At 70.8% G+C, this 15,523-nt stretch carries 13 protein-coding genes, 1 tRNA gene and 1 pseudogene; 1 reads left to right on the top strand and 14 read right to left on the bottom strand.

What is annotated here, in order from left to right; all coding sequences use genetic code 11:
- Window positions 1–78 precede the first annotated feature (78 nt).
- From NUH29_RS00725 to dnaG, 13 genes are all read right to left on the bottom strand, one after another.
- Window positions 79–750: a response regulator transcription factor gene (locus NUH29_RS00725; protein ID WP_258796951.1), complete on the bottom strand. Its 672-nt coding sequence runs from the start codon at window positions 748–750 to the stop codon at window positions 79–81.
- Window positions 747–1,946 carry a sensor histidine kinase gene (locus tag NUH29_RS00720; protein WP_258796950.1) on the bottom strand — a complete coding sequence of 400 codons (1,200 nt, stop codon included), beginning with the start codon at window positions 1,944–1,946 and terminating at the stop codon, window positions 747–749. The genes NUH29_RS00725 and NUH29_RS00720 overlap by 4 nt, the downstream gene beginning before the upstream one ends.
- Before the next feature lie 95 nt (window positions 1,947–2,041).
- Complete coding sequence (locus tag NUH29_RS00715; protein ID WP_258796949.1) at window positions 2,042–2,317, bottom strand: hypothetical protein; 276 nt, start codon at window positions 2,315–2,317, stop codon at window positions 2,042–2,044.
- A 195-nt stretch (window positions 2,318–2,512) separates the two neighbouring features.
- Entirely contained in the window at window positions 2,513–2,932 is a 420-nt protein-coding gene (locus NUH29_RS00710; RefSeq protein WP_258796948.1) for a hypothetical protein, read from the bottom strand.
- A complete protein-coding gene (locus NUH29_RS00705; RefSeq protein ID WP_258796947.1) occupies window positions 2,929–3,372 on the bottom strand; it encodes a hypothetical protein in 444 nt (147 codons plus the stop codon). The genes NUH29_RS00710 and NUH29_RS00705 overlap by 4 nt, the downstream gene beginning before the upstream one ends.
- 250 nt (window positions 3,373–3,622) lie before the next feature.
- Window positions 3,623–3,698 (bottom strand) — tRNA-Asn (locus NUH29_RS00700).
- Between the two features lie 63 nt (window positions 3,699–3,761).
- Complete coding sequence (locus NUH29_RS00695) at window positions 3,762–4,733, bottom strand: lactonase family protein (RefSeq protein ID WP_258796946.1); 972 nt, start codon at window positions 4,731–4,733, stop codon at window positions 3,762–3,764.
- Entirely contained in the window at window positions 4,730–5,527 is a 798-nt protein-coding gene (locus tag NUH29_RS00690; RefSeq protein WP_258796945.1) for an ATP-binding cassette domain-containing protein, read from the bottom strand. Before NUH29_RS00690 ends, NUH29_RS00695 begins: the two co-directional genes overlap by 4 nt.
- Window positions 5,524–7,182: a dipeptide ABC transporter ATP-binding protein gene (locus NUH29_RS00685; RefSeq protein WP_258796944.1), complete on the bottom strand. Its 1,659-nt coding sequence runs from the start codon at window positions 7,180–7,182 to the stop codon at window positions 5,524–5,526. Before NUH29_RS00685 ends, NUH29_RS00690 begins: the two co-directional genes overlap by 4 nt.
- A complete protein-coding gene (locus NUH29_RS00680; protein WP_258796943.1) occupies window positions 7,182–8,201 on the bottom strand; it encodes an ABC transporter permease in 1,020 nt (339 codons plus the stop codon). Before NUH29_RS00680 ends, NUH29_RS00685 begins: the two co-directional genes overlap by 1 nt.
- Window positions 8,201–9,289, bottom strand: a complete 1,089-nt coding sequence (locus NUH29_RS00675; protein ID WP_258796942.1) for an ABC transporter permease — start codon at window positions 9,287–9,289, stop codon at window positions 8,201–8,203. Before NUH29_RS00675 ends, NUH29_RS00680 begins: the two co-directional genes overlap by 1 nt.
- A gap of 85 nt (window positions 9,290–9,374) precedes the next feature.
- On the bottom strand, window positions 9,375–11,000 hold the full coding sequence (locus NUH29_RS00670) for an ABC transporter substrate-binding protein (protein ID WP_258796941.1): 1,626 nt from the start codon (window positions 10,998–11,000) through the stop codon (window positions 9,375–9,377).
- A gap of 199 nt (window positions 11,001–11,199) precedes the next feature.
- Window positions 11,200–13,089 (bottom strand): DNA primase, encoded by a 1,890-nt coding sequence (gene dnaG, locus NUH29_RS00665; RefSeq protein WP_258796940.1) that lies wholly within the window; start codon window positions 13,087–13,089, stop codon window positions 11,200–11,202.
- A 131-nt stretch (window positions 13,090–13,220) separates the two neighbouring features.
- Here dnaG and NUH29_RS00660 point away from each other — a divergent pair, with 131 nt between their 5' ends.
- Window positions 13,221–14,609: an HNH endonuclease signature motif containing protein gene (locus NUH29_RS00660; RefSeq protein ID WP_258796939.1), complete on the top strand. Its 1,389-nt coding sequence runs from the start codon at window positions 13,221–13,223 to the stop codon at window positions 14,607–14,609.
- A 148-nt stretch (window positions 14,610–14,757) separates the two neighbouring features.
- On the opposite strand, the pseudogene NUH29_RS00655 reads toward NUH29_RS00660, so the two are convergent.
- A pseudogene (locus NUH29_RS00655) lies at window positions 14,758–15,523 on the bottom strand (deoxyguanosinetriphosphate triphosphohydrolase); the annotation flags it as partial.

The following is a 15,523-nucleotide window of genomic DNA, read 5'->3' as shown; positions in this document are numbered from 1 at the left end:
GTGGCCCCGAGGTGGGGCCGTCGAGACCAGACTCATCCGTCGGCGTCTCCCGCGGATCCGCCCTGCGAAGTCTTCGGACTACTCCCCCGGGACGACGCCGGGCGTCACGAGACCCGTCTCGTAGGCGGCGATCACGAGCTGCACCCGATCGCGCGCGGCGAGCTTCGCCATGATGCGCGAGACGTGGGTCTTCGCCGTCAGCGGGCTGAGGAACAGCCGCGCGCCGATCTCGTCGTTGGTGAGCCCCAGGCCGACGAGGGTCAGCACCTCGCGCTCCCGCTCGGTCAGCGCGGCCAGGCGCTGCGTGTCGGCGGGCGCGGCGAGCCCGGCGGCGACCTGCGACAGCAGGGTGCGGGTGACGCTCGGGCTCAGCAGGGCGTCGCCTGCCGCGACCACCCGGACCGCGCGCAGCAGCTCCACGGGTTCCGTGTCCTTCACGAGGAACCCGCTCGCGCCGGCGCGGATCGCCTGGGCGACGTACTCGTCCAGCTCGAAGGTCGTGACCACCACGACGTGCACGCCGCCGAGCTCCGGATCCGCCACGATGCGCTCGGTCGCCCACAGGCCGTCGCCGTCGGGCATCCGGATGTCCATGAGCAGCACGTCGGGCTTCTCGCGCCGGGCGAGCGCGACCGCCTCGCGGCCGGTAGCGGCCTCGCCGACCACGAGGAGACCCTCCTCGGCCTCGAGCAGGCTGCGGAACCCGCCGCGGATGAGCGCCTGGTCGTCGGCGATGGCGACGCGGATCATCCGGCACCCCCGGTGAACGGGATGCGGGCGTCGATGCCGAATCCGTGATCGGCGGACACGTCGAAGGAGCCGCCGAGCCGCTCCACGCGCTCGCGCATGCCGAGCAGGCCGCGCCCGGGCTCGAACGCGTCGACCCGCCCGTCGTCGTGCACGCGGACGCGCAGCGCGTCGCCGTCGCGGCTCAGGCGCACCTCGACGCGGGTCACCTCGGCCCCGTGGCGGGCGACGTTCGTGAGCGCCTCCTGCACGATCCGATAGGACGCCGCGCCCACCGCCGCCGGGACCGTCGCCCCCTCCAGCTCGTCGACGAACTGCACCTCGGCACCCGGCACGCCGGTCGCCGCGACGAGCGCGGCGATCCCGTCGAGGCCCGGTTGCGGGCTGCGGGGCGCGGCCTCGCCGTCGGCCCGCAGCACCCCCAGCACCGAGCGCACGTCGTCGAGGGCGGTCTTGCTGGCCTGCTTGATCGCCGCGAGGGCCTCGGTCGCCTTCTCCGGCTGCGTCTCGGCCAGGTGGAGCCCGACTCCCGCCTGCACGTTGATCTGGCTGAGCGAGTGGGCGAGCACGTCGTGCAGCTCGCGCGCGATGCGCAGCCGCTCCTCCTCGGCCGCACTCGCCCGGCGGCGGGCGGCGGCGGCGCGGAACGCGTCCATCCGATCCCGCCGGGTGCGGATGAGCTCCCCGGCCCCGACGGCGAGCAGCAGCCCGAAGGTGGTGCCGATCATGCGCGGCGGCGGCCAGGCGTCGCCCGCCCCGAATGCGGCGAGGGCGAGGGCGATCGCCCAGGCGCCCGCGAGCGACGCCCAGGCCCAGACCCGCGCGCCGCGGACCACGGCCGAGGCGAGCGCGAACGCGAACGCGAGCGGCGGGGGGCCGCCGTCCGGGCTCACGAGCAGCGCCACGACGGTCGCGACCGCGACGAACGCGGCGACCGGCCCGGGGAACCGACGGGCGGCGACGAGGGCGGCGGGGCCGACGAGCGCGAGGGCGATCGTGAGGACCGCGACGAGGGGCTCGGGCTGGTCGAGCCGCACGATCCAGACGGCGGTCGGCAGCTGCACGAGCGCGCTCAGCACCACCGGGATCCACAGCCGCAGGGGACGCGACACGCGGCGCGGGCGCGCATCCGGATCCCACCCCGCCCAGGTGCCGTCGCCCCACGGAGGGCCGGCGGCGTGCATGATCGGCCCGGGCATGGCGCCATGCTACGCGGGCGGCTGCTGCCCGGCGTCGGCCGCCGAGCGGCGCGGGACTACTCCGGCGGGAGTACGAGCATGCCGTACCTTCGCCATCACCCGGCGTTTAGCTGCGCCTCGTAGGCCTCGCCCGCAGCACGCATCTCGCCCTCGGTGACGAACCCCTGATCCTGGAGCAGGATGGGGCGGGTCGACTCGAACCCCTTCCAGCAGACGACGTCGTCGTGCCAGTCGTCGTTGATCGTCGGGTCCCAGAAGCAGTCCCACGAGCTGTCGACGGGTGCGACCGTCGCGGGATCGTGGACCTCGGGCACGACCTCACTCGCGTCGAAGGCATCCGGCGAGCAGCCGACGAGTGTCAGAGCGGTCACCGCGCCAGCAACGCCCACGGCGAGCCTCGACCTGGTGTGCATGGACGCTCCACCCCTTCCGAGTGCGATGCGCGACCCACGCTAGCGACGGGGCGTCCGCCGGAGGTAGCCCACGTTCGGAGGGCGCGGAAGCCGTCGCCGAGCGATGCTGATGAGCAACGCGTCAGGAGCCTGGTCCGGGCGGAGGGGAAAGTGCTAGTGGTCGTGATGAAGCACGAGGCGTCCGTCTGAGTCCGGGTCACCGAGGTAGGCGTACAACACGGCTTCGCCTCCTTCACGGGACAAGGTGAACGGAGCACCGGTGGACCGCCCGCCGATGTCGACGACGACCCCGATGAGAGGCTTTCGCTCAGTGCCGTACGCCTGCCCCGAGTGGCCCACGGTCCAGGACGCCTCGTCGGTCGTCAGCGACGACGTGCTCTCCGCCACAAAGATCGAGTCCGGTACTTCCACCAGAGCCGCCGACATATCCGCGTTGAGTGTGAGGCGTACGTCGCCCGAAGACCAGGTTCCCACCATGTCGCTCACGCTCGGCACCGGTATCGGTTGGGAACAGCCGGCGAGCACCGCGATAGCCGAGACCGCCACGATCGCCGACGACTTGCGCCCGATCACGAGGCGCCCTCCGACTCGCGGATGTCGTGGGTCGTTCCGGACGTCCATGACCGTCGTCTCCCCACAAGAGCCAGCACGACGGCCACCGCGAGCGCGACGGAAGCGATCGCGATCACCCACATGGCGCTGACCAGAGGCCCGGTGCCAGGTGTGTCACCTCGCATGAGCGCGATGAGCGACCACGGGACAATCCCGGAGAATCCGATACCAGCAACGAGGAAGAGCTCGTTGCGAGACCTCGTGAGCCGCGCAGAAGGCGGTGTCATCCCCGAGATTGCCGAGGACCGTGCGATCCATGCAGTCCCCATCAGACCTCCCAGAACGTAGCCCACGACGATGGCCACTGCAGCCACCTGAGCGCCCGTTCCCAGCGAGCCGAACGTCTCGAACAGCCGCCCGTACGACGGTGCGGAGAATACGGCCAGGAGGATCGCTACCAACCAGGTCGATCCGACGATCCACGCCTCAGCCCGAGCAAGCGACCGCCGTCTCACGAGCCTGCCTCCCCCCAAGATGCTCACATCAGATGGACTGAGTGTCCCACCTTCGAATGCATTCGGGACCGCAGCTCTCGCGTATCCCCGAACCGCCCACGTCTGTCTGCGCGAGCTGAGCCCCACGGCCAGACTCCGATCTCCGCGAGAACGACCGATAGCGAAAGAGGCCCGAGTTCGACGAACTCGGGCCCTGTGGCTCCCCGGCTTGGACTCGAACCAAGAACCTATCGGTTAACAGCCGATTGCTCTGCCAATTGAGCTACCGAGGATCGCTGCGAAACAGCCTCGCTAGCTTAGCAAAGCTTCGGAGGCCCCTCGTGCACCCGACGACCTCACGCGCGCGCCAGACAGGTGGGCGACGGGGTGGAGGTCGTGGCGAGCGGGACGGGGATGCCGTCGGCACCGATCCGGAAGGTCGCGACGGTGTCCGAGAGCTGGTCGGCGACGTGGAGCAGCTCGCCGTCCACGAGCAGATGCCGCGGCCAGGAGCCGCCCGACGGCACGGATGCGACGGCGCGGACGCCGTCGTCTTCGAGCGCGATCACGGCGATCCGGTCGGCGCCGCGGATCCCCGCGTAGAGGAAGCGCCCGTCGGCGGACAGCCCGAGCGCGGCCGCCTGGTCGCGACCCGGGGTGGCATCCGGGAGCGCCAGGATCTGCGTCACCTCGAACTCGTGGCCCATGGGGTCGAGCACGAGCAGCTCGCAGCTCCACTCCCCGAGCAGGGCGAGCTCGCCCGACGGCAGGGCGTGCAGATCGCGCGGCCCGGTGCCGGGCGGGAGGGCGAGCGAATCGGTGCGGGCGAGCGAGCCGTCCGCCAGGCGCTCGTGCACGTGCAGCCGATCGGCGCCGAGGTCGAGGGTGAGCACGCGACCGTCGGGAAGCACGTGCACGTGGTGGGCGTGGGGGCCCTCCTGCGCCGGCAGCGGGCCGGAACCCGAGCCCTCGAGTCGCTGGGAGGGATCCGTCTCTCCGTGGCGGGCCACGACCACCGCACCGTCGCCGTAGCAGGCCACCGCCACCGTGTCGTCGTCGAGGAACGCGGCATGGCACGGCCAGGTGCCGGTCGCGGTGACGCCGTCCGGAGACCAGTCGTCGCCGTCGCGCACGAACCAGGCGAGCGAGGCGCTGCCCTCGAGGGTCGCCACCATGCGGTCGCCCCGCACGGCGACCCAGGAGGGCGAGAGGCACTCGGGACCCGCACCAGCGACGACGAGGCCGTCGGATGCCGAACGCGCGACGGCGACGCCGAGCGCCGCGCCGTCCATGTCGACGCCGTACGCCCCGATCAGCAGCTCCGTCACGACTGCAGCCCGGCGAGGGTGCGCACGTACTCGTGCAGGGGGTTCGCGAGCACGTCGTCGACCGTGCCGTAGCCGACGATGAGGCCGGCGTGCAGCACCGCGATCCGGTCGACGATGGTGCGCAGCTCGCGCAGGTCGTGCCCGATGATGAGCGCGCTGAAGCCGAGCTCCTGCTGCAGCTCGGCGACCACCTGCAGGATGGGGCCGCGCACGAGCACATCGACGCCCATCGTGGGGTCGTCGGCGACCAGCAGCTCGGGCTCCAGCACGAGCGAGCGGGCGAGCGCGATGCGCTGGCGCTGTCCGCGGCTCAGCTCGTGGGGGAACCTGTCCATCACCGACAGCGGCAGCCGCACGGCGTCGACCAGCGTGGCGACCGCTGCGCCGGCCTCCACCCGGTCGAAGCGCTTGTCGCGCTGGAAGATCGGCTCGGCCACGTTCTCGCCGACCGTGAGGTGCGGCTGCAGGGTCGACCCGCCGTCCTGGGGCAGGTAGCCGACCCGCAGCGCGAGCCGGTCGCGCACCCGGGTCGAGGCGCCGCGCAGCTCCTCGCCGAGCACGTCGAGGCGCCCGCCCGCGATCTCGGGCGCGTCGCGCTCGCCCGGCGCCGACTGCGACGCGATCGCGCGCGCGAGCGTCGACTTGCCGGAGCCCGCCTCGCCGATCAGTCCCAGCGTGCGCCCCCGGCCGATCGCGAACGACACCCCGTTGATCGCGGGGGTCTCGTCGCGGCCGTAGACGAGGGTGAGATCGTCGGCCAGCACCGCCGCATCCGTGACGGGGGCCCGGCTCACGACGCCGATCCGTCCAGGGCGAGGAAGGCCGCGCGACGGGAGGCCTGCTCGACGGGGTCGGGCACGGGCAGGGAGGCGAGCAGTCGCCGGGTGTACGGATCCTGCGGGGCGCCGAGCACCTGCGCGGTCGGCCCCTCCTCGGCGATCTCACCGTGGTGCAGCACGACGACGCGGTGCGCCACCCGGTCGACGACGGCGAGGTCGTGCGTGATGAAGAGCGACGCGAACCCGAACCGCGCCTGCAGCTCCTCGAACAGCTCGAGCACGCGCGCCTGCACGGACACGTCGAGGGCGCTCGTCGGCTCGTCGGCGATCAGCAGCTCGGGATCCAGCGCGAGGGCGCGGGCGAGGCTCGCGCGCTGCCGCTGGCCGCCCGAGAGCTCGTGCGGGTACCGGTCGCCGTAGGAGCCGGAGAGCTGGACGGCCTCCAGCAGCTCGTCCACCCGATCGCGGGCGTCGGATGCCGACGCGGCGGCGCCGTGCACGATGAGCGGCTCGGCGACGCACTCGGCGATCGTCAGCAGCGGGTTGAAGCTCGTCGCCGGGTCCTGGAACACGAACCCCAGACGGCGGCGCTGCGGGCGGAACCGCCGCTCGCGCACACCGAGCATCTCGACCCCGAGCACCCGCAGGGAACCGCCCGTCACCGGGGTGAGGCCGGCGATGGCCCGCCCGATGGTGGTCTTGCCCGACCCGGACTCGCCGACGAGGCCGAGCACCTCGCCCGGGGCGATGCGCAGACCCACCCCGTGGACGGCCCGGAAGGGCTTGCGCCCGAATCGACCGGGGTACTCGATCTCTAGCTGCACCGCCTCGACGACGGCCTCACCCTCGACGACCTCGGGGACCGCCCGGTCGATCAGCTCGACCCGCGGCACCGCCGCCAGCAGCTTCTTCGTGTAGGGGTGGCGCGGCGTCGCGAACAGCTCGCGCACGGGAGCCGTCTCGACGATCTCGCCCTGGTACATGACCGCGACGCGATCCGCGAGGTCGGCGACCACGCCCATGTTGTGGGTGATCAGCACGATCGCCGTGCCGAACTCGTCGCGGCACCGGCGAAGCAGCTCGAGGATCTCGGCCTGCACGGTCACGTCGAGGGCCGTGGTCGGCTCGTCGGCGATGAGCACCTTCGCGTCGAGCGCGAGCGCCATCGCGATCACGATGCGCTGCTTCTGCCCGCCCGAGAACTGGTGCGGGTAGTCGTCGACCCGCCGCTCCGGATCCGGGATGCCGACCCGGCGCAGCATCTCGATCGCGTGGGCGTGCGCCTGCTTCTTGGTGTACTTGCCGTGGGCGCGCAGCCCTTCGGCGAGCTGCCATCCCACGGTGTAGACCGGGTTGAGCGCGGTCGACGGCTCCTGGAAGATCATCGCCGCGGAGGTGCCCCGCAGCTCGCGCAGGCGACGCGCGTCGAGCGTCACCACGTTCTCCGCGCCCACCAGCACCGCGCCCGAGACGCTGGCCGTCTCGGGGAGCAGCCTCAGGATGCTGCGCGCCGTGACGGTCTTGCCTGAGCCGGACTCGCCGACGACCGCCAGCACCTCGCCCGGGGCGACCTGCAGGTCGACACCGCGGACCGCGGCCACGCTCCCCCCGTCGGTGTCGAAGGTGATCCGCAGCTCGCGGATGTCCACCGCCGCATCCGTCGTCGCCATCAGAGCACCTCCCCCAGCTCCTCGCGCGCGACCGGCTCCTCGGCGGCGACCGCCTCCTCGGCGGTCCGCGCGGGCTTGCGCCGGGCGCGCAACCGCGGGTCGGCGAGGTCGTTGAGGCTCTCGCCGATGAGGGTGATGCCGAGCACGACGAGCACGATCGCGAGACCCGGGAAGATCGACGTCCACCAGATGCCGCTCGTCACGTCCGACAGCGACTTGTTGAGGTCGTAACCCCACTCCGCCGCGGCGCTCGGCTCGATGCCGAAGCCGAGGAAGCCGAGACCGGCGAGCGTCAGGATCGCCTCCGAGCTGTTGAGCGTGAGGATCAGCGGCAGGGTGCGGGTCGAGTTGCGCAGTACGTGGCGGAACATGATCCGGCTGGTGGGTGCGCCGGCCACCTTCGCCGCCTCGACGAAGGCCTCGGACTTCACGCGCAGCACCTCGGCGCGCACCACCCGCAGGTACTGCGGGATGAAGACGACCGTGATCGAGATCGCGGCCGCCAGGATGCCGCCCCAGAGGCTCGACTGGCCGCCGGAGATCACGATGGCGGCGACGATCGCGAGCAGCAGGCTCGGGAAGGCGTAGATCGCGTCGGCGATGACGATCGTGATCCGGTCGAACCATCCGCCGATGTAGCCCGCCAGCAGGCCGAGCGCGATACCGAGGAACGCCGACAGCACGATCGCCACGATGATCACCAGCAGCGCCGTCTGGGCGCCCCAGATCACGCGCGAGAGCACGTCGTACCCGCCCACCGTGGTGCCGAGCAGGTGGTCGGGCCCGGGAGGCTGCTGGGCGCCGAACAGGCCCTCGGGCCCGCGGAGCTGGTTGTAGCGGTAGGGGGCGAGCAGCGGGGCGAAGATCGCGACGACCAGGAAGATCCCCGTGATCACGAGGCCCGCGACGAGCATGCCGCGCTGCAGTCCCACGCTCTGCTGGAGCTGCTGGAGCACGGGGAGGCGGCGCCACCACGGGGGGCGCACGCGGACGGGACGGGTGGAGACGGCGGCGGACATCAGTACCTCACCCGCGGGTCGAGGATCGCCGCGATGATGTCGACGATGAAGTTGGTGAGCGCGACGATCACCGCCAGCAGGGCGACGATGCCCTGCACGGCGACGAAGTCGCGCTTGGACAGGTAGTAGGCCAGCTGGAAGCCGAGCCCCTTCCACTCGAAGGTGGTCTCGGTGAGCACCGCGCCGCCCAGCAGCATCGCGATCTGCAGCCCGATCACGGTGATGATCGGGATGAGGGCGGGCTTCAGCGCGTGCAGGCGCACGAGGCGGAACTCCCCCACACCGCGCGAGCGCGCCGCGTCGACGTAGTCGCGCGACAGGGTCCCGATCACGTTGGTGCGCACGAGTCGCAGGAAGACGCCCGCGGTGAGCAGGCCGAGGGCGAGCGCGGGGAGCACCGCGTGGGCGAGCACGTCCCACACGGCGGCCGAGCTGCCGGTCTGGATGGCGTCGATCAGGTAGATGCCGGTCGGATGATCGAGCTGCTGCAGCTTGATCTCGGTGCGGGTCGAGGCGCGGCCCGCCACCGGCAGCCACTTCAGCCAGACCGAGAAGACGAGCTTCAGCACGAGACCGGCGAAGAAGACCGGGGTGGCGTAGCAGAGGATCGCGAAGACCCGCAGCGACGCGTCGCCCCAGCGGTCGCGGAAGTAGGCGGCCACCATGCCGAGCGGGATGCCGACGATGAAGGCGACGATGAGCGAGTAGAAGACCAGCTCGAGGGTGGCCGAGCCGTAGGTCCAGAGCACCTCGGTGATCGGCCGGCCGTCGGTGATCGAGTTGCCGAAGTTGCCGGTGAAAACCTGCCCGAGGTACTCGAGGTACTGCACGATGATCGGCCGGTCGTACCCGGCCTCGTGGATGCGCTCCGCCAGCTGGTCGGGCGTCAGGCGGTCGCCGAGGGATGCGGTGATCGGGTCGCCCGTCAACCGCATCAGGAAGAAGACGAGGGTCACCAGGATGAAGATCGTCGGGAAGATCAGCAGGAAGCGCACCAGGAGGTAGCGCCAGAGACCGCCTCCGCGGGCGCGTTTGATGCCTGCCGTGCCCTCGCCGGACGGGGTGGCCGGGGCCGTGACCGTCGTCATGTGGTGTGGTTCTCCCTCGAAACGCTGGAACGGGGCGGCCAGCGAGTGGCCACCCCGTTCCGTGTGCGGACGTGTCCGGTTTCGCTCAGCCCTTGGTCAGGGTACCGAAGCGGAACTTGAAGGAGCCGTCGAGCGTGGCGCCCGAGACGTCCTTGCCCACGATGGCCGTCTGCGCGCCCTGCAGCAGCGGCAGCGTCGACAGCTGGGCCGCGACCTTCGCCTGGATGTCCTCCAGGAGCGCGGTGCGGGCGTCGGCGTCGACCTCGGTCTGCTGCTGGACGATCTCCTGGTCGACAGCGGAGTCGCTGTAGTGGTTGACCAGGAAGTTGTCCGTGGCGAAGAACGGCGTCAGGTAGTTGTCCGCGTCCGAGTAGTCCGGGAACCAGCCGAGCTGGTACACCGGGTACAGGTCCGAGGTGCGGTCCTTCGAATACTGCGTCCACTCGGTCGAACCGAGGTTGACCGTGAACAGACCCGACGACTCGAGCTGGTCCTTGACGAGCGCGTACTCGTCGGCGGACGACTCGCCGTAGTGGTCGGGGTTGTACTGGAGGTTGATCTCGACCGGGGTCGAGACGCCGGCCGCGTCGAGCGTCGCCTTCGCCTTGTCGGCGTCGGGGCCGCCCGAGCCGTCGCCGTAGAGGTCCTTGAGCACCTCGGTGGCGCCGGTCAGGCCCTGCGGCACGTAGGAGTACAGCGGCGTGTAGGTGTCCTTGTAGACCTGCGTCGCGATCTCCGCGCGGTCGACGACGTCGGCCATCGCCTGGCGGACGGCGAGCGCCTTCGCGGCGTCGGCCTCCGGGGTCTTGGCGCCGAACGGCATCGTGTCGAAGTTGAACACGATGTAGCGGATCTCGCCGCCGGGGCCGTCGACGACCTTCACCGAGTCCTGCGAACGCAGGTCGGCGATGTCGGTCGCCGAAAGGCTGCGGTACGCCACATCGATGTTGCCCTCCTGCACGTCGAGCTTGAGGTTCGACGAGTCGGCGTAGTACTTGAGGGTGACGTCCGAGTTCTCCGGCGCTCCGAGGATGCCGTCGTAGTCGGCGTTCGGCGCGAAGGTCACGAGCTCGTTGAACTTGTAGTTCGTGATCGTGTACGGGCCGGCGAAGGCCTCGCCCTTGACGATGTCGTCGTCGCTCGTCACCGAGTCGGCCGAGAAGACCTCCTCGTCGACGATCGGACCGGCCGGGCTCGACAGCACCTGCGGGAACGTCTGGTCGTTGCCGTTCTTGAGGTGGAAGACGACGGTGGTGTCGTCGGGGGTGTCGATGCTGTCGATGTTGGCGAGCAGGTACGACGGGCCGTTCTCGTCGGCGATGGCGAGCTGACGGTCGAAGCTGAACTTCACGTCCGAGGAGGTCAGGTCGTGGCCGTTGGCGAACTTCAGGCCGGACTTGAGGGTCACGGTGTAGTCGCTGTCACCGGTGAACTCCGCCGACTCGGCGATGTCGGGCTCGACGTCGGCGGTGCCGGGCTTCGAGTTCATGAGGAACGGGAAGACCTGGTTCATGACCGCGAACGAGCCGTTGTCGTAGGACCCCGCCGGGTCGAGGAACGTGACCTTGTCGGTCGTGCCGACGATGATGCTGCTGCCGTCGGAGCCGCCGCCGTCGCCGGAGTCCGACGAGCAACCGGCGAGCACGAGCGCGGCGGTCACGGGAAGCGCCACCGCGGCGAGCGCGCGGGCCTTGCGAGAGACGGATGTCATATCCGTGGACCTCATTCCTTGGGATGTGAAGGGTGCAGACGGGCGAAACCGTCCGACTTTCAGGTCTATCACAGGGAGTGCTCGGCTCCGTGCCGGTCGCCGGTCCGTGGCCCCTTTGTTTACGGCATCGAAATGAATCGCGCACGAATGCTGCGTTGCGGCTCGATCCATGCAATTTCGCGCACAGACACCGCGCGGATCATTCGCCGCGCAGCTCCCGGCGCTCGCTCTCCAGGGCGAGGGATTCGCGGCTCAGCGCCGCCTCGCGCTCCCGGTCGCCCTCGGCCCGCGCGCGCTGCATCGCGCCGAGCAGCTCGCCCTTGCGGCGGAGCAGGTCGCGGTCGACGAGCGAGGTCACGACCCCGCGGCAGTAGATCGCGATCTGCTCGGCGCGCTCCGGGATGGGCGCGATGCCGAGCTGGGTCACGAGCGAGTCGAAACCCTGCGGGACCTCCTCCGCGACCCGCTGCAGCCACTCCCCCGAGTCGAGGTGGTCGAGCTGGCCGCGCACCCCGTCGCGGACGACCGCGAGGGTCGGGTTGGTGAACCGCGCCTCGACCGCCTTCGCCACGAGCGCCGGCCCCACCTGCTGCGGGTACTGCAGGATCGCCATGAGCGCATCCCGCTCCATGCGGGTCACCGGATCGGTCGGCAGCTCGGTGAGGTTGGCCTGCCGCGGACGCGGCGGCTCGGCGGCGTCCGACTCGGGGCGCCGGGGGTCGCCGTCGACGCGGGAGTCGGTGCGTCGCGAGGTGTTGCCCGCGCTCGTGACGGCGCGCCCCACCTCGCCGGGGTCCATGCCGAGCCACCCCGCGAGGTTGCGCACGTAGCCGCCGCGCAGCGCTGGGTCCCGGATGCCCGCCACGACGGGCGCTCCGGCACGCAGCGCGGCGACCCGCCCCTCCACGGTCTCGAGGTCGTGCCCGGCGAGGCTGCGCCGGATCATGAACTCGAACATGGGCTTGCGATCGGTGATGAGCTTGCGCACCGCCTCGTCGCCGCGGTGGATGCGCAGGTCGCAGGGGTCGAGGCCCTCGGGCGCCACCGCCACGAAGGTCTGCGCGGCGAAGCGCTGCTCCTCGGCGAAGGCGCGGCTCGCGGCGCGTTGCCCCGCCTCGTCCGGGTCGAAGGTGAACACGACCTCGCCGGTCTGCGAGACCGCCGCGTTGTCGACGTCGCCGAGCACGCGGCGCACGACCTTGATGTGGTCGACGCCGAACGCGGTGCCGCAGGTGGCGACCGCGGTGGTGACGCCGGCGAGGTGGCAGGCCATGACATCCGTGTAGCCCTCGACGATCACGACCTGCTTCGACTTCGCCACGTCGCGACGCGCGAGGTCGAGCCCGTAGAGCACCTGCGATTTGTGGAAGACGAGGGTCTCGGGGGTGTTGAGGTACTTCGGGCCCTGGTCGTCGTCGAAGAGCTTGCGGGCACCGAAGCCCACCGTCTGCCCGGTGACGTCGCGGATCGGCCAGATCACGCGCCCCCGGAACCGGTCGTAGGAGTTGCCGCGCTCGCCCGTCGACAGCAGTCCGGCCGCCGTCAGCTCGTCCTGCGTGAAGCCCTGCCCCTGGAGGGCGTTCTTGAGGGCGTCGAACGACTTCGGGGCGTAGCCGACGCCGAAGCGCTCGGCGGCGGCCTGGTCGAAGCCGCGACCCCCCAGGAAGTCGCGCGCCGGCTGGGCGCCCGGCTCGGCGAGCTGGGCTCGGAAGTACTGCTCGGCCGCCGCGTTGGCGGCGAGCAGCCGTGCGCGGTTGCCGTGATCGGATGCGGCCGCGCCGCCGTCCTCGTAGTGCAGTTCGATGCCCACGCGGGCCGCCATCCGCTCGACTGCCTCCTGGAAGCTGACGTGGTCCATGCGCTGCAGGAAGGTGAAGACGTCGCCGTCCTCCCCGCAGCCGAAGCAGTGGTACCGGCCGACGCCCGGTCGCACATGGAAGCTGGGGCTGCGCTCCTCGTGGAACGGGCACAGGCCTTTGAGCGAGCCCACGCCCGCCGACTTGAGGGTGACGTAGTCGCCCACGATGTCGGCGATGTTGACCCGGGATCGGACCTCGTCGATGTCTGTTCGACGAATCAATCCGGGCATGAGGTGATTCTAGGAGTCGCCCCGGATGCCGCGCCCGCGCCGGTGGTCGCGGGCCTGTCGTCTCCTCCACACCCGGGTGGGTCGAAAGAGCTTGTACTACCGAACATCTGTTCGAGGCAGGAAAATGGGGCATGCCCGTTCTCACCGACACCCTCACCCGCATCGGTGACCTGTCGGTGCCCGCCGCACCGGTTTCGTTGGGCGGTCTGCCGGATGCGGAGCTGCTGATCGCGCAGCGGCAGCTCGGTGAGGTGCAGCGGCGGCTGAGCGCACTGGCGGCATCGGTGGCGGGTGAGATCGCGCACCGGTCCCGCCGCGATCTAGGTGCCGCCGGGTTGGCCGCGACGCAAGGTCTGAGGTCGGCGGAGGATCTGATCGCGAAGGTCACCGGCGGCTCCCGTCGTGATGCGCACACCCTGGTGAAGGCGGCAGAGCTGCTGCCGACCGCACCGCGAGGGGATGCGGCACCGCCGGTGCCGGAGTGGCGGCAGGTCATCGGCGCGGCGGTCGCGGACGCGACCATCTCGGTGGAAGCGGCCGGCATCATCCGCACCCGACTGGGCGCTGCAGCCGACCGTGCCGACGGCACCGTCGTGGCGGATGCCGCCCGCACATTGATCGCGGCAGCGCCCGGGATGAAGCTCGAGGATCTCGCCGCGCGTGCATCGGTGGTGCGGGACGAGCTCGACCTGGCCGGTATCCCGGCCCGTGAGGACGAACTGCGTGCGAAGCGGTTTCTGCGGTTCACGAAGCAACTCGACGGCATGACCCGGGTGACGGGGTTGTTGGATCAGGAGTCCGCGGCGATCGTCGTGCCGATCCTCGACGCGGCCACTTCTCCCCGTCGTGGCGGGCCGCGGTTCGTCGACCCGACCGCTGCCCAGCGTGCGGAGGGTCTGATGCGGGATGAGCGCACCACCGACCAGCTCACCCTCGACGTGTTCGTCGAACTCATCCGCAACGGGTCTCGGGTGGACGACGGGGTGCTGCTCGGGGATCGGAAGCCGGTGGTGCGGGTCCTGGTCACGAAGAACGACCTCGAGAACCCCATCCGCGACGCGGACGGGAACCGAATCGGCGCGGCATTCTTCGAAGGACAGACCGACGCCGTCTCCATCGGCACCGCGGAACGGTTCATCTGCGCCGGTGGTGCCATCCCCATCCAGTTCGACGCCGACGGGCGAGTGCTCAACCTCGGGAGGGAACAACGGCTGTTCTCGGAGAAGCAGAGGGTGGCGATGGCGGCACGTGATGGCGGGTGCCTCATGTGCGGGGCACCACCCTCCTGGTGCGAAGCACACCACATCGACCACTGGGATGAACACGCCGGGCTCACCGACATCGACGACGGAGTGCTCGTATGCAGGTTCTGTCACCTGAACCTGCACAACCAGAAGTGGCGGATCAGACGGGACGGCGCCGAGTACTACCTGGAGCGACCCGACGCGTTCGGGCTCCTGCGGCGGATACCCCTGCCATCGCGGAGTCCTGCCGTGGAACGGTTGCGGCAGAGCGCCTGACCGCACGCCCCGGCAGCCGGAACAACGTCCAACGAAGAGGCTGCGCCCAACAAGCGGAAGTCCGCGCACTCCCACCGAAGACGATCTCGCACGCCTGCGGCGGGGACGGCGCGCCCGAACGCGGATCCGCGAACCTTCCGCGGCACCGTCAGCAGAGCCGCTCGTGCCAGGCGTTCGCGGAGGGGTCGGTGAGGGAAGCGACCTGGTCGACGACGACGCGCTTGCGGGCCGTGTCGTCGGGTGCGGCCGCGATGTCGGCGGCGAAGCCCGCATCCAGATGCGACGGGTCGGCCCACAGGGCGTCGGCGAGTTCCTTCAGGATGCTGCGTTGCTGCGCGTAGATCGGCTTCCGCGCGTTCGTCGACATGACGTTCGCGGCCACGATCCCCTTCAGCACCGCGATCTCGGCGCGCGTCTCCACCGGCACCACGACATCCGCGCCGAATCGCGCGAGTGCCGACTGCGGGTGCGCCGCACGCGTCGCACGCACCGCCTCGCCTGCGAAACGGCCGATGAGCTGCGAGGTGAGGTTCTTCAGCCGCGCCAGGTCGCGGCGCGAGCCGTCCCAGGTGTCGATCCAGTCGGGCAGGCTGTCGAGCCGGTCGAACGCGGCGATGAGGGCCGCGTGATCGAGCTCGCCGCCGATCCACTCGACCATGCTGTCGACGAGCTCGTCGTGGTCGACCCGTGCCGACAGCGCCGGCACGTCGAGATAGCCCGTGATGATCGCGTCCTCGAAGTCGTGCACCGAGTAGGCGATGTCGTCGGAGAGGTCCATCACCTGCGCCTCGACGCAGCGCACCCGCGGCGGCGCCCCCGCGCGGAGCCAGACGAAGGCGGGGGTGTCGTCCGCGTAGAAGCCGAACTTGCTGCGGCCGGACGGATCCGGGATGCCCTCCTGCTCGGGCCACGGG

The organism is Protaetiibacter mangrovi (genome assembly GCF_024752305.1).
GTDB lineage: Bacteria > Actinomycetota > Actinomycetes > Actinomycetales > Microbacteriaceae > Homoserinibacter > Homoserinibacter mangrovi.
The sequence above is the reverse complement of the archived record's forward strand: the minus strand, read 5'-3'. Positions and strand labels throughout refer to the sequence as shown.